We start from the raw sequence: 20,083 nt of genomic DNA on the forward strand, positions 1-20,083 counted from the left end.
GCGTCTGCCAATTCCGCCACGACCGCACATCATAATGACTACATATCAATCTTGCGGTCACAAGAAGTATCATATCATGCTGAGATTAAAGCGTCAATATATTTTACAGATTTTCTTGTCGATCATTATTTTATGGATAATTATTGCTTTTACTTCCGATTATAAGGTATAATGAGAACAAAAGTTCGCATAATATAAATGAGGTGATTTATAATGGCGACTACGAAGTTAAAGACATCCATTGTTGATGAAGATATTACTAAAGAAGAACTGTCCCTTGTCAGAAGCTATTTGCTGCTAACGTTTATTCATAAAGTTTTCGAGCGTGACTGCCGTGTAATCAGCAAGAGCGGCCTGTTTAAGACCCCTCAGCTTTATATGGAGCTCGTGTCTGGTGCCACTAAGAAAACCTCATTAATGCTCCAAGAGGTTACGCGCGAATTGAGTTCGCATGATCTGAAGATCACAACCGTTCGCCAAGATCAACGAGGAGTTGAGGCCTTGTACTCCTGTAGAGGATATCAAGGTGAACTGAATATATTATGGCCAGGATTCCGTAGAGAGATGTTGCTGCGAATGCGTGCATATCTCGGACTGTCCACAGAGCTCTCTATACTCTCCAGAGAAGAAAGTGACACCCAGCTAGCTCTAAGTATATAATCCGTCAGAGGCATAGATGTTAGCAGAACAGCTCCCCACCCAATTTGGGTAAGGAGCTGTTCTGCTGCGGAAACTATATATTATCAAGTTCTTTCCTTGGTTCGCTGAAGGGTTGGAATAAATAATTCCGATCTAGCTTTACTACTCGTCTATTCTGACGACGTATCATTACCTGCGAATCATCCCAAGCCAGAACAATCCCTTTTACATCGTTACTTTCTATGCCATCCCGGACCACACGAATTTTCTCGCCGGAAATTCGGTACGCATCCAATTGTTCATCGCTAATCATCATGAATCCCTCCCTCTGTATAGCTTATCCTATTTTCATTAAGAAAAAAGACCCAAATGAAAAATCATCTGGGCCTCGTATAAATAATTGACCAATTGCATGTCTACTAAAGCATTCTTATATCAGCGCTTCATTCTTCTCGAACCAGAAATCAAGAACTTTAGCGGACATCACACGTTGCTCCAGATACTCCACTTGGTTTGTAGTGAATTTCTCCCTCCAAGGGAAGGAAAGTTCCTCACATAAACCTTTAATTGTCAGAAGCTCTGACCAAGCTACATAGCGTTTGTACCAAAAAAACTGAGGATGTTCAATCATATAGGGATACAGATCGTCGAATTCCGTGTGTTTGCAATCCAGCGCACGCTCGAAGTGATCCTTGGCCTCGGTTAATTTATCAATAAAAAATTGCTCAGTCACCGGTTCTTTCCCCATTGTGACGCCTCCTCCCTATGTCTGATTTTATTATAAAGGAAAATCTATAGGGTGAAAAGCAGTTGTTTGAAAAATAGGCCTGTTTAGGCCTGTTCTTATCTCTAAAACGGGTTATTCCCCAAATTCAATGGTGCCACCACTAAGAGAAGTAATTCTTACGAGTGACTCCAGTCGGATGCCTTGTTCTTTGATTGTCCGAGCTCCAGCCTGAAAGCTTTTTTCCACTACAACGCCAAGACCTACCAGCTCAGCGCCAGAGCGCTCGATGATCTTAATCAATCCACGTGCAGCATCACCATTAGCAATGATATCATCGATAAAGAGGATTTTATCCTCTGGAGAGATGAATTGCCGAGACAACATAATGTCGGTGACAATACCTTTCGTAAAAGAAGGAACTCTTTCACAAAGTGCGTCCGGATCTGCTAACAGTGTTTTTTTGCGACGTGCAAAAACTAACGGCACCTTTAACTCATATGCGGTGGCAAATGCCACGGCAATGCCCGAGGATTCCACGGTCACAATACGTGTAATTCCGCAGTCCGCAAACCTCCCGGCAAACTCCCGTCCCATTTCCATCGTAAGCTGTGGATCTACCTGATGATTCAACAGTGCATCCAGCTTCAGCACTTCATCTGAAACGACGACACCTTCCTCCAAAATCCGCTGTTTCAACACTTCCATGACTTTGAACCTCCAATACCCTTTATAATCGCAGACGTTCCGTACAAATGAATCACGGAAGTCATGTCCTACTGATCCTCATCATAACCTGTACTATACAGAGTACACAAGGCAATCCTGCATAGCACGCATTATGATTTTTCTTTTGTTCTTAAAACTATTAGGAGGGGAGCCATGAAATCACATGTCCGAACATTACAGATCGCATTCACTTACATTGGCACCATTGTAGGAGCCGGATTCGCCACCGGACAAGAAATATTAAAATTCTTCACTCGTTACGGACACTGGGCAGTCCTGACCATCCTGCTCTCTACTATACTGTTCATATGGCTGGGTACGAAAATGATGGTCATCGCTCGGCGCATAGAAGCAGAGTCTTATGAAGACTTTAACCGACACCTCTTCGGCGACCAAGTCGGAAGCACCATTAGTTTGTTCACGATGGTCATCTTAATCGGTGTCAACAGTATTATGCTTGCAGGCGCGGGCGCTATATTTCAAGAGCATCTTGGACTTCATTATCAAACAGGGCTAATACTGACGCTGGTTGGTTCTTATTTTCTGCTTAAACGGGGAATTTCCGGTATTCTGCAAATGAACAGTCTGATCGTCCCATTAATGCTTACGCTGTCACTCATCATTATTTTTAATACCTTTCAAATTCCAGGAGCTCAGCGGTTCTTATTCCTAGAAACAGATCGGACTATATTTGGCGCTTGGATGTCACCGCTGCTCTACACCGCCTTCAATCTAGGTATGGCTCAAGCCGTATTAGTGCCCATGGCGCGACATACTGATGAAGAAAAATCGCTTGTCTGGGGCGGTATTATTGGTGGTGCCGGAATCGGCTTTATGTTGATCGCCGCACATTTCGCGATGAGCTCACAGATGCCGGGTATTCTCCAATTTGAAATCCCTATGGGCAACATAGCTATCCGGTTGGGTACTGTAGTACAAACTATATATTTGCTTCTGATCTTTTGTGAGATCTTCAGTACGTTTGTAGCCGACATTTATGGTGTTACTATGCAGCTTAAACAACGAATTCCTGTTAAACCCACATTAATTACGCCGATTCTAATGTTGGTCTGTTATTTACTGAGCCAGTTTGGCTTTAGCTCACTTCTCTCCATCTTCTACCCGATCTTCGGAGCTTTGTCGATGGTCTGGGCTGTCATGCTACTACGTACGCCATGGTCTACCCCACCACGTAGCGATTCCTCATCGGGTTCGAACGGAAAAGGGAACAGCCTTGTATCCATAAAACCAGTTACACGGAAATAACTGCTGCTGTTGGAATGATTCGTGCTGCCGCTTCCGCCACATGCTTGTGACAGGTCATCATCACAATCTGGCGGGAGACCGACAGTTCACCAAGCAGTGAAAGCGCAGCATGAAGACGAGCTTCGTCAAAATTGACGAATAGATCATCGAACAGCAGTGGCAGCGTTACTTGCCGAGACATCGTCTCAGCAAGTGCCAAGCGGATGGAAAGGTACAACTGTTCTGCCGTCCCACGGCTGAGCAGACCGCTGTCCAGCAGTCCAGCATCTTTGTGTTCCGCTTTTAGTTCTTTATGACCTAGAGTCATAACTACTCTCTTGTATTCCCCTTCGGTCAGCTTGGAGAAATAGTCAGATGCAAGCAAAAGTACCTGCGGTTGCTTCTCCTGTTCATAAATACGGCGGGTTCTTCCGATTAATTCAGCAGTTAATGCAGCTACCGCATACTTATCAGCCACGATTCGCAGAGCAGCTCTCTGCTCTTCCAATTGCTGAATAACTGAGTCCTCCATACAGCGTTCTTTCAAATACTCCCTTTCCTGTAGCAGCTTCCCTCGTTGCTCCAGCAGGGTGTTCCACATTTCTTCCTCCCGTTCAGCTAGCTCTTCTGCTGCTGTTCGCTCTTTCTGGAGTGCTGAGGCATCATGATGAGCTAATAATACTTGCAGAGCGGTAACTCGCTCTTCCTCCCAGCCTCCAAACATAGCAAGCTCCCACTGGCGAATGGATTTATTCAGCTCACTACGCCGCTGTACACCAGCCGATCTGCGTAGGAAATCCTCACCACCAATTGCTCCGCCTTCATGCAGCAATTGGTCACGCTGTTCTCTAAGTTCATCTAATACCCTATGGCTCTCTTTAAGCTCTTCCAGTAGTTCTTGTAACCGGGAATGAATACCTTCCCGCCGAATCAGATCCTTTTTCAGCTCATCCCAAGCTCTTTTTCGAAGTTCCAGCCAGCTTAGTAAAGTTAGTGCAGATCGTCGCTGTCCATCCTGTGGATCCATCTCAAAGCTAGTTGCCGCCACGCCAGACTCGTCCAGAGGATCGGTACCTGAGTCATGAATAAGCGCAAGCAGTTCCTCCTCGAACACAGTACACTCCTCTTCAAGCTCCTTCAGTCGTAAAAAGAGCTTATGCTCTTGGCGCAGCAGTTCGTTCCCCTGCTCCACCATAGCGAAGATATCCGTCAGCCCTTCCGGGGACAAGCCTTCGGGCAATCTGCGCTCACGCAGCCATTCTTCATATTGCTCAGCGGTTTGCGTGAAAGCCAGCTCCGCTCGGCTCATTTCTTCCTCGAGCACCTTCTCTTGCGCCGCCAGCGTCTCCAGCTCCGTGCGGCAGGCATCCCGCTCGGCGGCATAGCGTTCAATGCGCTGCCGCCAAGCTGACCAAGCCTCCATGAGCCTGCGAAGCCCCCTCATGGAGGCCTCCAGCCCGCCTGCGTCAGGGCTGGACCCCGGGGCGGCCGATCGCCGCCCCGGCATAGTGCTCTCCGGCTCTGCACCGGAGAGCAGCTGCCCCCGCAGCCGCAGCATCTCGGCTGCGGCAGTGCCCACATCCCCGCCATGCCCTGGCGGGGATGCTTCCGGCCGGCGCGCTCCGCTGAGGCCGGCCCAAAGGGCCAGATCGGCCGCACCAAGCAGGCCGATCGCAAGCACGGCGCTGACCGGCGGTGCACCGGTCAGCCACAGCGCTGTGGGCAGCAGCACGGTTAGTGCTGCCCCAGCCCACAGCAGGCGCCGGTAGAGCGCGGCCATGCGCTGTGCGCCAGGGCCGTCACTTCCGGCGCCGGGGCCGCGCTGCGGCCCTGCGCTGAGCTGCGCTTCGCGCCAGCGCTCGGCCGCCTGCTGCAGCTCGTCCCACAGCTGCAGCAATTCTCTAGCGCTGCGCGGAGCCAGCTGCGCAAAGGATTCGGCGCCGGTGGCGTGTTCACGCGCCAGCGCCCGTTCCGCTGCCTGCAGCGAAGCTGAGGCAGCGGCCAAGCGGGATCGAAGCGTCTGCCGCGCTGCGCCCTCCGCTTCCATGCGGCGATCATAACTCGCGAACGCCGCCGCAAACCTCCGTGCAGCTTCACGATCCGCCGCTGCACCCGAAAATGAAGTCAGCTCTGCCGCGCTCCAGCTGGCATCAATCCCTCGCAGAATTCGCTGCAAATGCTCTTTCAGCGCGGTCAATTCACCTTCTAGCCGCTGTCTTTCCGCTCGCAGGTTCTCATAGCTGCTCCGATGACGGTCCAGCCGCTCCAGGGCAGGCCCTTGCGCTGTTAACAACGAATCCGGCGGATTCTGCGCCAGCTCAGCCGTAAGCTCACTTTGCAGACGTTCATCACGAGTTACTGCTCCCTGGGCATTCCGAATCTCACCTTCAAGTGCCTGATAGCGAATCGCTCCATCTTCAGGAAAGGTTGTAATCACTGGCAGGTCCTGCAGTTCGAGCTGCGCATCGCTCCATTTTAACCACAATTCACGAACATCTTGAGCTTTGCGAAGCATCACAAGCTTGTCTCCAGTAAGCTTACGTTGTTGTTCCAGTTGATCCAGCTCAGATTCCGTAACCTTTAAGGCAGCTATATTACCGTTATAGCGCGGAAGATAAGAGCGGCTCTCCGCCATCTGGCGCTCTAGTTTCTCAATAGCCTGAACGATTTTAGCAGCTTCCTGCAGCTTGCCCCGAGGTTTATACAGCTTCTCAGCTTCCTGTACCAATCGGCGTTCCGCCCGCATGATCGTTCCTCCACCGCCCATACCCGCGTGAAAGAGAAAGCTGCCCATCTCTTCTGATTGAAGCGCAGCAAGCTCCTGCAGCTCATCGAGAGAAACCGCGAACAATTGATGGAACATGCTCCGAGAGATACCACCAAGCAGAAGCCGCTCCATTTCAGCTTGCCCTAGCTCTTGCGTGGTTCCATTCGGATGGTTAACCGTGATGTTCAGCTTCTCATTTCTTCCTGAGCCCTCACCACCAGCTGTATGGCGACGAATGGTCCACAGGGCACCATTACTATCACGTGCCTTTAGTATTCCCCCATGTAATCCGCCTTGCATAGGTTCATATCTCTCCGTAGGGTTACCACGACTTGGAATTCCGAACAGCATGGAACGAATAAACTGTAACGTAGTGCTTTTTCCTGCTTCATTCCGTCCATAGAGTATAGTAACTCCTTCCGATAGATCAATCTCTCGGTTATACAAACGTCCGAAGCCATGGATTTGCAAATGTTCAATTCTCATCTTCGGGAGCACCCTCCATTCCACCGAGCAGGGTAATCCCCTGTTCCGCTGCACTACGAAGCCAACTTAACTTCTCCTCTTGACTTGTCCCCGAGAGCAGCTGTCGCAGCTCCTGGTTCTCCATGAGCGGCTTAAGCGCACTGTTTATTAATTCTTCAAGCGCTTCTGCTGAATGTTCCGTACGCTCTGTAATTCGCAGCATTTCTCCAAGAAAGCTATCCTCCTCTAATAACCTTTCCCGGTCAATAGCTAACCCGGACTCTACAGCAAATCCTTCCACCCAGACAAGTCCCTTATAATCCTTACGTTCCGCCCGAATCGTCTCACGGCGCTGGAGTTCAGACAGCAGATCCTCTGCCGCTCCTTTTTCTGCTAATACTTTATGTACGTCCCCCCGTCCGATCAGACGAAGTCTGACCACTGACATCAGCTCCGGGAGTTCCTCTCTGATATCGTCAATCACCTGCTCTACCCTTTGTATCCATTCTGCTTCATTACTCAATCCCTCAATGGACAGATCCCGTACCTGCCAGCGAACATAATCAAGCTCATGAAACTCTAACAGTGTACTTCCAGCTTCATCAACATCCACAACATAACAACCTTTTGCTCCGGTTTCCTTGATGCTGCGCCCTTGTATATTGCCTGGATACACAATCGCTGGTTTCTCATGCAATACACTTCGTTTATGGATATGTCCAAGTGCCCAATAATCAAACCCCCGTTCGATAAGGTCCCTACGACTGCATGGAGAATACGTCTCGTGCAGCAAATCACCGTCTACATTCCCATGCAGCATAGCAATATGAAACAGAAGGCTGCCAGGCTTTCGAGAAAAGGTCACTGCAGTGTTGTCCGTAACTTTCGCTGTCGGATAGGAGATTCCACTAACAATAGCCACTTCTTGTCCATCTTTTCGTCGGTAAGCCGTAGCGAGATCTGGCTTCTCTCCTCCAAACACGGTAACATGCTTTGGCATTTCTGTAGTCAGACGCAATCCGTCAAGTGGATCATGGTTGCCATGGATCAGAAACACGTGTATTCCTTGCTGACCCAGTTCCTTGAGTGCTTCCTGAAATCGTAGCTGACCCTGTAAGGAAGCGTCAGAAACATCGTACACATCTCCACTGATGACAATAAAATCAACGTTCTCTTGGATGGCAACGCGGACAAGCCGCCCGAGGGCGGCGAAGGTTGACTCACGTAAATAAGAACGAATGGCTGGCGAAATATGCGCCAGCCCAGCAAAACGGCTATCCAGATGTAAGTCAGCAGCATGTAGAAATCGAAATGGAATCATAGCTGCTCACCCTTTCGTTCCTGAGGGATACTGTAAGTATGTTTTTTTAAGTTCATTCGCGACACGAGTCAGCGAATACAAGCTTTTCGCTTTATCCCAAGCTGAACGAGAAAGCTCGTAACGATAAGCCGGATCGGAGATCACCTTCTCTAAAGCGTCAGCAAGAGCAATCTCATCATCCGGACTGACCAGCAGACCATTCACACCATCTTCAATCTGCTCTGGTATCCCACCGACATTCGTCCCCACTAAAGCCAGGCAGCTAAGCGCCGCTTCTGCAAACACCGATCCGAAGGCTTCGGCCCGAGAAGGCAGCACGAAAATATCAAAGAATGGCATAAATTCTTCTGGATGAAGGGTGTATCCATAAAAAATCGTTTCATTATAAATCCCTAATTGTTTAGCCATATTTTCCAAATCCGTACGGGAAGGCCCATCACCAATAATATGCAGGACATACTCATGGCCGCGATCTTTAAGCTCAGCACAGGCCTTAAGTAAAGTATCAATGCCTTTGGCTGGAACTAGGCGCGTCACAGTTACTAGCTGCGGTACAGCATTGTCATGCGGAACTGGCTTAAACCTTTTTTCATCAAAACCATTCGGTATTACTCCTATATTAGAAGGATCTAGAATATAAGGTGCCACATACTCTGCAAAAGCTTGTGACACGGTCATTAAGCGATCACTAACATGCTCAAGTTCACGATAAAGCGAAACAAGAAACTGATGCTCAAGCCCACCCTCAGAAATAGCTCCATTAAGAATCAGCTCTCGCTCATAACTCGAGTGTAAGGTTTGAATTAACGGAGTATCTGGAAATATTTTTTTCATCGCTAAACCAGCAATTGGATGATGGGAATGGATTAGATCATAGGCCTTGCTCATTCGCAGTTTAGTCCACCATAGATAATCACGATAGGTCTGAATATATTTCTGAACGATCTGACTTTCCCCAAACTGGGTCCAATCAAAGGTCTCGAATATGACTTCTTCATGTCCCTTGTTGCGAATCCGCTTAGGTAACCAAAACAAATCCATTTCCCAGCGGCTTGAACGGAACCTCTCCTGAAGATAAGGGATCATGGATGATACACCACCGGGTTGCTCCGGCGGGAAGAAGAGCGCTTGCAGCAAATTCATATGGTACATCCCCTTTACAATTGCCTTACGTACAGTAAGACTTGGCAATTATGATATAGTTGTGTATATGTAGAATTTCAGGTACGATTACGTTCCCCATACCTTGATTTTATCGGTATAAACATGAAACAGCAACTAAGAAAAAGGAGAATGAACTATGAAGGAAGAACAGCTGCCTGCCTCTTACACCGCATATATACAAGAAATGCTGGGGGAAGAGGCAAATGCTTTTCTAGAAAGTTATTCAGCACCACGAACGCAGGGACTTCGTTTTAATCCACTGAAAAGTATCTCTGATGCAGGTCAAGTTGCAGTAGAGCGCACAGTCTCACAATTTGATTTAAAACCTATCCCATGGTGCCCTGATGGTTATTATTATGAAGCACCCGCTCGCCCAGGTCGACACCCTTACCATGCTGCTGGACTATATTATATTCAGGAGCCTTCCGCAATGTCCGCAGCTGAAATGCTGGCACCTAAACCCGGTGAAACCGTTCTCGACCTTGCAGCAGCCCCTGGCGGTAAAACTACGCATATCGCTGGTTTAATGCAAGGACAAGGCCTCTTAATCTCTAATGAAATTCATCCAGAGCGCGCAAAAATCCTTGCAGAGAACGTAGAACGTTTAGGCATAATGAATACCCTCGTAACCTGTGCAACGCCAGAACAGCTGTCTTCGCGCTTCCCGCAAGTTTTTGATCGAATTATGTTAGACGCACCTTGCTCAGGAGAAGGCATGTTCCGAAAAGACCCAAAAGCCGTTCAAGAGTGGTCTCCGGATCATGTGGTTATGTGTGCAGCGAGACAATGGGACATTCTGCAAGACGCCTACCTGATGCTTAAGCCTGGGGGGACTCTAGCCTACTCTACTTGTACCTTTAACCGCCAAGAGAATGAAGAGACCATTTCCCGAATGACGGATCGATACCCCGATATGGAACTTCTTGCCCACAAGCGCCTTTGGCCACATTTAGAAAAAGGCGAAGGCCACTTTGTTGCACTCCTACGTAAACAAAGTGTCATCGAAAACGACGTTAATGATGATGCCAAACGCAGCACCAATAAACGTCGAGGCAAAAGCAACCTAAAAATTAATTCTTCCATTCGCGATGCGTATCAGTTATTCCAAGACTGGGCAGCGGTAGAACTGCCTGGTTTCTCATATCAAGGCGTCCCTCTGCTGTTCGGAGAATCCCTTTATTTGCTGCCTGAATCCTTTAAAGGCAACCTCCATACGGGGCTGCTGGATGGTTTGCGTATTCCACGAGCCGGGCTACATATTGCCCATTTGAAGAAAAATCGGATTGAGCCTGCTCACGCCCTTGCAATGGCGATTCAACACACACAAGTAACTCGTAGTTTTGATCTCAGTAGTGGGGGGCTGGAAATTCATGCTTGGCTCCGGGGCGAAAGCTTACCTGTGCCCGTGGAATTACATGGTTGGACACTTGTAACTTTAGATGGTTTGCCAATTAGTTGGGGCAAAGCGAGTGCAGGCCAACTTAAGAATCATCTTCCTAAAGGACTCCGCATCTTAAAAGCCCATATTGACGAGCAATAGGCCATTGACCAGTTCATCTAGTCCACTTTGGCATATGATGTCATTATCTCAGAAAGCTGCGACACCCGCTGCAGCAATGAGAATAAGTCATACGTTAAGGAGGAATATATCATGGGTGAATTTGGAGGAGGCTTCACTTCGACTGGTGCGATCTTGGTACTTTTTATCTTGCTTGTAATCATCTCCCGTTCGTTGTTCGTTTAATACCAACCCGACTAAATAGACGGTGAAATTAAAGCGGCTGTGTCGTCCTTTTTAGGGCGGTGCGGCCGCTTTATTTCTTTCCGATATAGCATCTCCATTTATTGTTCTCGTGAATATTCACCGTTTGAAAGCCGGATTGCCGAAATAACTGATCGATCTCATCATTTTTTGTATATTTTTTCATGTGATAATTGATTTTATAGATTTCGGAAATCATAACAAACGTTCCGCCTGCCTTCAGCACCCTAAACACTTCACTTATATCATGTTCAAGATCGGGCCAGAAATAATGCGTTTGAATAGCCGTAATCGTCCCGAAAAATCCATCGTTGAATGGTAACGCTGATACGTCTCCCCGACTAATCTTTACCCTACCCGCAGCTACAGCCTTATTGTTTTTTTGAATGGATGTCTCCACAGCTTGTTGTGAATAATCTATTCCGTAGATTTCCTGATGTTTATTTTGGTTTGAAAGCATATGTATAGTTTGACCGCCACCACAGCCTATGTCCAGAATAGGTGCGTTGTTTATAATCTGAAATTTTTTTAAGCCCCCACGCTGTTATGCTAGTATGCGCCTGGTTCATGATCTTGATCATGATATTCCCCACAAACCCTCTCGGGTTCTTAGCTTGATCGATCAGCGTATTCAATAATCCCATATCTGTACCTCCCTATCAATTGCCCATACCAGCAGCCTGATCACTTGATATATGTTCCGTAAGATTTTCAGCTGTAACTAACCACTTATCTACTTGATACTCTATTTTATGAATACTAGTATATGAAGTCGGGAAATGGGCATTCTTATTCGTCCATGTTAGCCCTTTTAAAATATGGTATATAACATTGATTACGCCACCATGAGTGACCACAATTACATTTTCATTTGGATCAGTACTCTCCAGTTCAATACATAAATTTGAGAGACTTGAACTTATTCGCGTAAAAAACTCCTGAGGACTTTCTCCTCCTGGAAATCTTTCATCCATTCTTAAAGCCGAGAAATAAAGACCCGGGTATCGTTCATTTGCGATTTCATGGGGCATTCCAGCGATTACACCATTGTTTGTTTCTCTCCAATTTGAACTGCTTTCAACAGGCAAGCTAAGCGCTCTGGCTATCTCATTTGCTGTATCTAACGCACGTTGCAAATCACTGCTAAGGATACGAGTGATGTTAAAGTTAGATTGATTCTCCTTAAGATAACAACCAAGCCGTTCGGCTTGTCTATACCCCTCTACTACAAGTCCGCGTTGACTCCACCCCCCACGAAAGCCCTCATCATCTATTCCATGCCTCATAAAATATATAGCCATTGAATGTATACCTCCAGATCAAAGATTGTTATACATTTCCATAACACACTTTATTAATCCTCCATTTTTGCTAAACATTTCTATCCTCCCAGCTAAAAAAGCCACCGTCTCATCGGTAGCCCTTTAAGCTGAGTATTTATTCCTACTGCCAATTCGTATAGACTATCCATTATACTTCGAGATCGCTTGTTTTTGAAGTTGATCCCAATGGGGCGTCGCAACCTTTGCTTGTTGCTTCAAAATATCGAACGAATCAAACATCGCAACAATTTCGCTGAAAGAACCATCTACTAATTTCATAAACGGTAATTTATGAATGATTTTTAGGCCATAGTATACAGCCTGTTTATGTTTTCGAATAACGTTAACTTGACCTGCAGGCGTGATCGTATACCCTAATGCCTCCATGATCTGAAATCCCTCATCCATGACTGAAATAGCTTGTTTTAATAACTTTTTGTCCTTGGATACTTTTTTCAAATCCCCGTCATGAAGATAACTAAGAGAGTTTAATGCCACGATCGGCACGATATGGCTTTTAAGCCAAGCATCCATATCCTCATGATAAGTTAGCTTATACTTAACATTGTTAAACGCATTTTCCAGTAAAGGCTTTATTGGAATCTCACCGTCTAGACTGCCAAGTACCATTTGCCCTCCTGCGTGTATTTTGATAACGCGACCGCTAGCTTCACGAATTCCTGCACTAAGCTGAAATCCGAAGACTATATTTTTCCTCACATTGCTCATTTCCTGTAAATCTTGTTGCATCCCATGGGCATCGCCATTATTCCCCACAAGAATTATATTCAGACTCTGATTATTAGCTAAAGTAGGTAAGACGGCTGGAAAATCATTGTATTTCATAACAACAAAAATTAGATCATAGCGATCATCCGTTTGAAGCTCAGAGATGACTTTTACAGCATCAACAGTGTTTTTATATTGAAAATAATGACGAAGTACAAGTCCGTCTTTCGTCAATTGTTCCGCACGCTTCCCTCTGGCAAGCACCGTAACATCGTTTCCCCCACGCACTAGGACATGCGCAAGATAGCTGCCTAAAACTCCCGCTCCAAAAACTAATACTCTCATAATAGTAACCCCTCTATCCCTTTTTAGACATTTGTTGATTTACAATCAACTGTTCGATAAAATCAGATTAGCACATCTCCAGTATGTATCAATCGCTAGATTTATCGGTTTTGTTGGTTTTTCAACAGATCACAACATATTGTTTAATAAAAAGGGAGTATTACCATGGATAGAAGAATTAAAAAAAACCAAACAGCCATCATGAATGCATTCATTCAACTGATGGCTGAAAAAGATTTTGAAAAAATAACAATTAACGAAATCGCAGAGCGCGCTGATGTAAACCGCGGAACGATTTATTCCCATTATGCGGATAAATACGATCTGATGGATAAATGCCTGGCGGCTCAGCTCCAACAACTAATCGAAAGCTGCTCCGCAGTGGAGGATGAAACCGAACCTAATCCCTCTAAGTCATCATTACTCCGCACGCTGGAACAATTGGAGGAGAATGCTCTCTTTTATAAGACTTTATTAAGAAACAAAACGCTGCTCTCCTTTAGAAACCAATTACAAGATATGATAAATAATCAGATCAAATTACAATTCTTAGAAAACAATTTAAACCTAGATGAGTTAAGTAAGGATATATCCGTGCAATTTTTGAGTTCGGCGACTGTCGGCGTAATTGAATGGTGGTTTACTCATAACAATCCTTGTTCTGCAAAAGAGATCACCGAAAAGTTATGGTCCATGCTTGAACTTAATCTGCAGATGATCCGTACTCAGTCTTGAGACTGTCATTGTCTATCTCATAAATAGAGCTAATAATCTTTTCAATCGGGATTTCCTTAATGGATATATCAAGAATCTCTACCTTTTCGCTAAGAATATGAAGAAACTCACCCATTTTACACTGCTCGGTATCGATTTCTAATTCCACTTCGTAATCCGATATTCTATCCGATATCAGAGTCCCAGGCAGGTCAATATCTCCAATCGTTGTAGCTGCAGAAAGCCTGACCACTTTTTTAGCGCCCAGATGAAGTCGAAGTTCGGAGAACTTATCGTCATAAACTTTTTTACCTTGATGAATAATTAGTACTCTTTGCACCAAACGCTCAACGTCTTCCAAATCATGTGTCGTTAGAATAAATGTGGTGCCTTCCTGATTCATTTGCTTAATGAATTCTCTGATTCTTTGTTTAGCTATAACATCCAGCCCGATCGTTGGCTCATCCAAAAAAACCACTGGCGGAGAATGAAGCATGGCCATAATAAACTCACATTTCATTCGTTCCCCCAGAGAGAGGGTTCGCGTAGGTTTAGTGATAATATCGCCAATTTCGAACATACTTACAAACCGGTCTAGTCTTGTACGAAAATCATTCATGGGAATATCATATATTTCCTTGTTCATATAAAAGCTATCCAAAGGAGGAATGTCCCAAATTAACTGCGATTTCTGTCCGAACAATACCCCGATTTGTTTTACATATTGATTTTTCTGCTTATGAGGGTTGTACCCAAGAACATTTATTTCTCCCGATGTGGGATAGAGAACGCCTGTCAGCATTTTAATCGTCGTTGATTTCCCCGCACCGTTTGGACCTAGAATGCCAATGATCTCTCCTTTTCCAACACTGAACGAAAGATCCTCTACAGAGGTAATTATCGATTTTTCACGGTGAAACAGACTTTTAAATACGCTTTTTGCATCTTGTCCACGGTGATAGGTTTCATATTGCTTAGTTAAGTTTTTGACGGTAATAATATCCAATGTAATTCTCCTTCATACAAATTCATCCTCCGGCACTTTTGTAACTACGAAGCATGTACGTATAGAGCCAAATTCCGAAGGCAGCAAATAACACACAAGGGATAATCGCTATAAAAAAATAGGCATCCCATCGTCCAATCAGAGTAGATGCTGGAAAGTAAGCAATCATGGAAACCGGAAATAGAAAAGAACTTACTGCTACGACTGCTTTAGGGAAAATCGTCCCTGGATACCGCCCAAAAGACTTAATACTTTCAAACATCTCCGGCAAGCGGGAATTCGCCACCCATTTGAAGGAAATCGCTGCAACGATAAGCGCCACGCCGAACATGACCAGCAGCCCAGCTCCAAACAACAACAGGAATAATAACCAAGAGCTGAAAGTCACCCCTTCGATTCCACTAAGAGCGTACGCGAACATAATTACCCCACCACCCAAAAGCCCGATACTTTCGAATTCAAAAGATCTAGCCAACAGTAAAAATAAGCTCGAGGTCGGTTTAATTAATACCACTTCCAGCGTACCCTCGACTACATGGGACATCGTATTCCACATAATTCCGTTAAAAAAAATCCCGGCACAAGCCGTAGACAGAATAAACACAGATTGAATTAATAGTGCCTCTTTAAAGGTCCATCCTTCAAATGAAGCATTCGAATTATAGATGAACACCGTTACTAAGGGAAACAACCCATTCCCTATGAGCATGATCAAACTATTAAGAATAAAATTAACACGATAGGTGATCGCAGAAGCAATATTCGCCTTCATACAAGTTTTGTAGATTAGATACATACGTTTCATGCGCCCACCCCCGTAAAATGCTTAAGCGATACCGCATACAGCACCCGGCAGACTATTCCGGCAATAATAACAGCTATGAACTGTAACAACAAAACTTGAGGAATAGGTAAGGTTATATCAGCTAAAGTATAGCTACCTGTATAGACCATTGCAGGCAGAAAGGTCGTATATTGAAACGGTAAGAAAAAGGAAGCCATCTGTAAGGATTTTGGGAAAAAGACTAATGGAATCAGTGATCCTGAGAATATCCCCTCACAAAGACTGAAAAAGTTACGAATACTGGAGGATTGCACCATCCAAAAGGCGACCATTCCAATACTATAATGAATGAAAAAATTCATCATGAACGCCATCGCTATAGAAAGAATTGCGTATAGTAAATTTGCGGGTATAACATCAATATGAAAAATAAAGAAGAAGATCATAAAGCAGGGTATAAATTCAAATAGAAGCCCAAGTACCCTATGCCCTGCCTTCTGAGACAATGCATAGAACATATGATTCATTGGTCTTAAAGAGAACGTAATGAACTTCCCGGTGCGAATGAGCATTTGTAAGTTCCAATCGGCAAAATCCATGGTCAAGTAGTTGATCAACATCGTGGCGCAAAAATAAGAGAGCATCTGAGAGAGCGACATCCCATTAATAGAGGATTCTCCGCTATAAACAGCGCTCCATATATAATACTGCACTAGAAAATATACCGGGCCTACAAAAATAGAAACCATCGAATGCGTTCTGTACGCACTCCATTCCTTATAAGTAACAAAAGCAACCGCTCTCATAACGTGAAAGCGGTGCTTTATCTTCTCAAACATAAGTCACATCCTGCCTATCTTTGATATCTCACAACATATAATCTTTTTCTTATTCGAGTCCGGACCAGATCACATTGTTTGAGCCGAAAATCCCTCTACCGTCCCATATATTTTTATGAAAAGGGATATACCAAACGGCAATCAGCTTTTCTACCGGATCAACGACCAAAGAACAAGACCCCCATCCTTCGTGAAAAAAAGTGCCTTCAGAATAAGATGTACTTTCATTATATCGAAGGTCTGGCCCAAGACCGTAGGGTCTATCTGCTCCTCCATCTCCCCATGCGTAATTTGGAAGCTTCTCAGAATTAAACCGCTTGGTCATTTTCTGAACAGCCATCCGGCTTAAGATATGACCACCTTCGTATTCCCCTTGGTTAAGCAGCATGATTCCGAACTTTTGTAGATCATTAACGGTTGAATACAGTCCCCCACCAGTCCCGGGAGTCTTGATTTCCTCATCAGACTTTCTTTCTTCATCGGTTAGATCGCCTGCTTGAAGTTTCTGAAGATATTCCTTAGCCTCTTCCGAACGAATGGCGATCCTACCAGCTTTCTCAGGCGGTATATCAAAGAAAGTATCTGTCATGCCTAACGGTTTTACAATGTTGTCCATTATGTAATCTTCTGCAAACACACCTGTTATTTTCTCGATAATTGCACCAAGAACCACGTATCCGAACGAGGAATACATCCATTGCGTGCCTACCGGAAAACGAATACCATAAGAAAGTCCGGCTTTTATCCAGTTTTCTTTTCCGAGCTCTGATTCATAAATATACCACCATGCACTTTTATAGTAGGTATCACTTATAGTGCCATGATCAGGTGCGATGCCGGAGGTATGCGTCAGTAAATGAGCAATCGTAATCGGCTTAAAAGGATCGGCATCAAACTCAGGAAGAATAGAACTAACTGGCTGCCCCATGAAAATCTTACCGTCATCTGCTAGCTGCCAGATCGCTGTTGCCGTAAAGAGCTTAGTAATTGAAGCGATCCGAAAGATTGTATCCGTTTTCATTCCTTGGGTGCTATCTTCTTCGTAACTGAAGCGTCCCCCCGCTCCATTAACAAATATTTTTCCATAACGACTAAGAGAATAAATATAACCATCAGCCACTTTCTGATCACAGAGATCCTCATAAAAATGATTAAGTGCCTCTAAACGGTCCTCCCTGTAATTCGCCTCATTCAGCTTGCTTAGCTCTGTGGATGATAACATGATTCGCACTCCCCCTATCATTCTACGAATTGCAATATCAATTCTCAAAAATGTAAATATGCACCTTACCAATAATACCCTTACACTACTATTCTTACAACAAAAGCCACCAAACTGGAAGGTCAACTTTATATTTAAATATTCTATACGGCCTCGCTTCCAGTTGGCTGCTGCCATGAATCGAGCTGAAAACGCTGTTCTACCTTAGTATTAACGAATAATTTCCATGTTACGCTTTTGGGTTGAACAGTCTCTCCATCAGCTAAGCCTTATGATCCATAAAACATCCTATGGTGCCTGGGGATAGTAATGGCGTATGTTACGCCTACCTGCTTAATTCAATTTTTTCTTTTTTCCCGTCCCATTCAATGCTTACATCTTTAGTACTTTCTTGATCGTGAATTGAACTAATTTGATCATCCGTGATTATTATTGAGCGGTTTAACAAACCATCTTCTTCTAAAATGAGCTCGTTCTTACCGACGGTTACAGTGTATTTACCAACATCTTTCCAATCATCTTTCTGATAGTTAAAGGTATATTTTCCACTCCTGCTATTTCCTGTAACACTAACTCTATAGTCACCTTTCCAACTTTCACTTTCCCCTTTTAGCATATATCCGTCATTATTACATCCCAACAGAAATATAAGGAGAATTAACGGGAGTACATGTATTAAAGAACTTCGAATAACATTTCACCCCTTTAAGCTTTACTATGGGTTCCAATAGCTTAATCCTAGACGGATGTGCATTCATAAAATTACTGAACCTGATTAGCTAAGTCTATTAAATCAGAATCATTCAATTTGTAATCACCTAACGGATCAAGATACCCGTTGATATAATAAACAAAGCGGGCCAAGAAACCATCTTTACTTTCCCACCAAATGGATTGACTATTCTCATCCTCCTCGTAATAGGCTTGCTTACCATTTTTTAGTGTAAAAGGTGACTTACCTACCTCTGATATATTCTCTGGATCATCAAAAACCTTACTAAGAATTAACTTTATTTCCTGTGTAGTCTGCTTATTTTTATAATGAAATACATATTGTTGGAGTGCATATGGATCATCCATTTCTACTTCCGTACGAACTTCATTCACTTCAAATGGAAATCTAAACGGTTCAGCGAAATCATAATTCATTGTTAAATTTCTATCTGGATTACCACCGCTACATCCACTTATTAGAATAATCAAAATTAATAACACATAATAAGAAGTACGCCTCATCCTTTCCCTCCTTCGTATTCATATCAGTAAAAGCTAACAACTTATCGGAGTCCGTATCCCATCATGTTACTAATTACATATCAACTAAATATTGGAATTAATATCTATCAATTATATCAAATATGATTAGAGATTGAAGGAGAAAATGAAATTTGCAAATCAAAGAGTAGTGGAACAACCGACTTTTTCAATAACAAAAAAGCATAAAACGGATTTAAGCCCGCTTTATGCTTTGCATCTAAACTTATTCTTCAAATTCAAAAGAACTTAGGATAAACAGTATTTAACCAGTGCATCACGCACACCATGCTCGTTGTTCGAACCCGTAACAGCATTCGCTGCCGCTTTTACCTCTATAGGAGAATTATCCATCGCCACGCCCATCCCCGCATAAGTAAGCATAGAAATATCATTAAAATAATTACCGATAGAGAGGACTTCTTCTTGCGGAATTCCCAGCTTCACAGCGAGATTTCTTAATGCGTTGCCCTTAGAAGATTCGGGATGCATCAAATCAACGAAAAATTCACCACTCCGCAAAATATTGTACTCAGGAGCCCAAGTACGCCATTCACGTTCAGCTTCGTCAAGGATTTCTGGCTGTGTAAATACAGTAAACTTAACAACCGGTTCACGGAAATCTTCCCAGGCTGGTAGCGTCGCTGGCACAATGCGGAAGTGCTCATACATATAATTAGCTTCTTTAGTCAGATTCTCTACATTATCAACATACATATCAAAAGCAGTATTCACATCATAATGAATATTGTGCTTACGGCAATAGTCAATATAGGGGTCAAGACCACGTGCATCCATACCATATTGATGCAGCACTTCTCGATCTTCCACTCGTACCGTCGCTGCTCCATTGTGACCAAGCACGTAACCGGTCAGCCCCATTTCCTCCATGAAAGGAATCGAGTTCTGTGGACTGCGTCCCGTACACAATACGATTTGACCGCCAAGACGTGTAACCTCAGCAATAGCTTCCTTATTCTCAGAGCTTAAGTGGTGATCATCATTTAATAGCGTACCGTCCACATCTAGTGCAATCAGTTTGTATCTCATAC

Annotated in this window: 20 protein-coding genes and 1 pseudogene; 5 read left to right on the forward strand and 16 right to left on the reverse strand. The window is 44.3% G+C overall.

Annotated features, from left to right (window positions below):
- Window positions 1–213 precede the first annotated feature (213 nt).
- Window positions 214–660, forward strand: a complete 447-nt coding sequence (locus CA598_RS07610) for a YhjD family protein (RefSeq protein ID WP_094876125.1) — start codon at window positions 214–216, stop codon at window positions 658–660.
- Window positions 661–733: 73 nt separating this feature from the next.
- Here CA598_RS07610 and CA598_RS07615 read toward each other — a convergent pair whose 3' ends face one another.
- From CA598_RS07615 to CA598_RS07625, 3 genes are all read right to left on the reverse strand, one after another.
- The gene (locus tag CA598_RS07615; RefSeq protein ID WP_094876126.1) at window positions 734–952 is read right to left on the reverse strand and encodes a hypothetical protein; all 219 of its coding nucleotides are present in this window, start codon (window positions 950–952) and stop codon (window positions 734–736) included.
- Between the two features lie 117 nt (window positions 953–1,069).
- Entirely contained in the window at window positions 1,070–1,387 is a 318-nt protein-coding gene (locus CA598_RS07620; protein WP_036689410.1) for a hypothetical protein, read from the reverse strand.
- A 111-nt stretch (window positions 1,388–1,498) separates the two neighbouring features.
- The gene (locus CA598_RS07625) at window positions 1,499–2,071 is read right to left on the reverse strand and encodes a xanthine phosphoribosyltransferase (protein ID WP_076283133.1); all 573 of its coding nucleotides are present in this window, start codon (window positions 2,069–2,071) and stop codon (window positions 1,499–1,501) included.
- A 174-nt stretch (window positions 2,072–2,245) separates the two neighbouring features.
- On the opposite strand from CA598_RS07625, the gene CA598_RS07630 reads away from it, so the two are divergent.
- Window positions 2,246–3,358 carry a YkvI family membrane protein gene (locus CA598_RS07630; RefSeq protein WP_094874797.1) on the forward strand — a complete coding sequence of 371 codons (1,113 nt, stop codon included), beginning with the start codon at window positions 2,246–2,248 and terminating at the stop codon, window positions 3,356–3,358.
- On the opposite strand, the gene CA598_RS07635 is transcribed toward CA598_RS07630, so the two are convergent.
- The 3 genes from CA598_RS07635 to CA598_RS07645 are packed head-to-tail and all read right to left on the reverse strand — an operon-like array spanning window position 3,345 to window position 9,033.
- Window positions 3,345–6,590, reverse strand: coding sequence for an ATP-binding protein (locus tag CA598_RS07635; RefSeq protein WP_094876127.1), 3,246 nt, complete (start codon window positions 6,588–6,590; stop codon window positions 3,345–3,347). The two genes, CA598_RS07630 and CA598_RS07635, sit on opposite strands and share 14 nt — an antisense overlap.
- Entirely contained in the window at window positions 6,580–7,890 is a 1,311-nt protein-coding gene (locus tag CA598_RS07640; protein WP_094876128.1) for a metallophosphoesterase family protein, read from the reverse strand. The genes CA598_RS07635 and CA598_RS07640 overlap by 11 nt, the downstream gene beginning before the upstream one ends.
- Before the next feature lie 6 nt (window positions 7,891–7,896).
- Complete coding sequence (locus tag CA598_RS07645) at window positions 7,897–9,033, reverse strand: glycosyltransferase family 4 protein (RefSeq protein WP_094872315.1); 1,137 nt, start codon at window positions 9,031–9,033, stop codon at window positions 7,897–7,899.
- 157 nt (window positions 9,034–9,190) lie between these two features.
- On the opposite strand from CA598_RS07645, the gene CA598_RS07650 reads away from it, so the two are divergent.
- Both CA598_RS07650 and CA598_RS32700 read left to right on the forward strand, forming a co-directional pair.
- Window positions 9,191–10,594 (forward strand): RsmB/NOP family class I SAM-dependent RNA methyltransferase, encoded by a 1,404-nt coding sequence (locus tag CA598_RS07650; protein ID WP_094876129.1) that lies wholly within the window; start codon window positions 9,191–9,193, stop codon window positions 10,592–10,594.
- A gap of 111 nt (window positions 10,595–10,705) precedes the next feature.
- Window positions 10,706–10,798: a YjcZ family sporulation protein gene (locus CA598_RS32700; RefSeq protein WP_218832587.1), complete on the forward strand. Its 93-nt coding sequence runs from the start codon at window positions 10,706–10,708 to the stop codon at window positions 10,796–10,798.
- 70 nt (window positions 10,799–10,868) lie between these two features.
- On the opposite strand, the pseudogene CA598_RS07655 reads toward CA598_RS32700, so the two are convergent.
- The 3 genes and pseudogenes from CA598_RS07655 to CA598_RS07665 form a co-directional block, all read right to left on the reverse strand.
- Window positions 10,869–11,460 (reverse strand): annotated as a pseudogene (locus CA598_RS07655) (class I SAM-dependent methyltransferase).
- A 15-nt stretch (window positions 11,461–11,475) separates the two neighbouring features.
- Window positions 11,476–12,117, reverse strand: coding sequence for a histidine phosphatase family protein (locus tag CA598_RS07660; RefSeq protein ID WP_094876130.1), 642 nt, complete (start codon window positions 12,115–12,117; stop codon window positions 11,476–11,478).
- Window positions 12,118–12,279: 162 nt separating this feature from the next.
- Complete coding sequence (locus CA598_RS07665; protein WP_094876131.1) at window positions 12,280–13,212, reverse strand: ketopantoate reductase family protein; 933 nt, start codon at window positions 13,210–13,212, stop codon at window positions 12,280–12,282.
- Between the two features lie 165 nt (window positions 13,213–13,377).
- On the opposite strand from CA598_RS07665, the gene CA598_RS07670 reads away from it, so the two are divergent.
- Window positions 13,378–13,947, forward strand: a complete 570-nt coding sequence (locus CA598_RS07670) for a TetR/AcrR family transcriptional regulator (RefSeq protein ID WP_094876132.1) — start codon at window positions 13,378–13,380, stop codon at window positions 13,945–13,947.
- Here the strand turns inward: CA598_RS07670 and CA598_RS07675 are convergent.
- The 7 genes from CA598_RS07675 to CA598_RS07705 form a co-directional block, all read right to left on the reverse strand.
- Complete coding sequence (locus CA598_RS07675; protein ID WP_256989927.1) at window positions 13,916–14,932, reverse strand: ABC transporter ATP-binding protein; 1,017 nt, start codon at window positions 14,930–14,932, stop codon at window positions 13,916–13,918. The two genes, CA598_RS07670 and CA598_RS07675, sit on opposite strands and share 32 nt — an antisense overlap.
- Window positions 14,933–14,954: 22 nt before the next feature.
- Window positions 14,955–15,737 (reverse strand): ABC transporter permease, encoded by a 783-nt coding sequence (locus tag CA598_RS07680; protein ID WP_094876133.1) that lies wholly within the window; start codon window positions 15,735–15,737, stop codon window positions 14,955–14,957.
- Entirely contained in the window at window positions 15,734–16,555 is an 822-nt protein-coding gene (locus CA598_RS07685) for an ABC transporter permease (RefSeq protein ID WP_094872305.1), read from the reverse strand. The genes CA598_RS07680 and CA598_RS07685 overlap by 4 nt, the downstream gene beginning before the upstream one ends.
- A 49-nt stretch (window positions 16,556–16,604) precedes the next feature.
- Window positions 16,605–17,777: a serine hydrolase domain-containing protein gene (locus CA598_RS07690; protein WP_179281673.1), complete on the reverse strand. Its 1,173-nt coding sequence runs from the start codon at window positions 17,775–17,777 to the stop codon at window positions 16,605–16,607.
- Between the two features lie 325 nt (window positions 17,778–18,102).
- Entirely contained in the window at window positions 18,103–18,393 is a 291-nt protein-coding gene (locus CA598_RS07695) for a hypothetical protein (protein ID WP_094876134.1), read from the reverse strand.
- 146 nt (window positions 18,394–18,539) lie between these two features.
- Entirely contained in the window at window positions 18,540–19,013 is a 474-nt protein-coding gene (locus CA598_RS07700; RefSeq protein ID WP_094876135.1) for a hypothetical protein, read from the reverse strand.
- 267 nt (window positions 19,014–19,280) lie between these two features.
- Window positions 19,281–20,081 carry a Cof-type HAD-IIB family hydrolase gene (locus CA598_RS07705; protein ID WP_094872297.1) on the reverse strand — a complete coding sequence of 267 codons (801 nt, stop codon included), beginning with the start codon at window positions 20,079–20,081 and terminating at the stop codon, window positions 19,281–19,283.
- Window positions 20,082–20,083: the final 2 nt, after the last annotated feature.

Source organism: Paenibacillus sp. VTT E-133291 (assembly GCF_002264395.1).
Taxonomy (GTDB): domain Bacteria; phylum Bacillota; class Bacilli; order Paenibacillales; family Paenibacillaceae; genus Paenibacillus_AQ; species Paenibacillus_AQ nitricinens.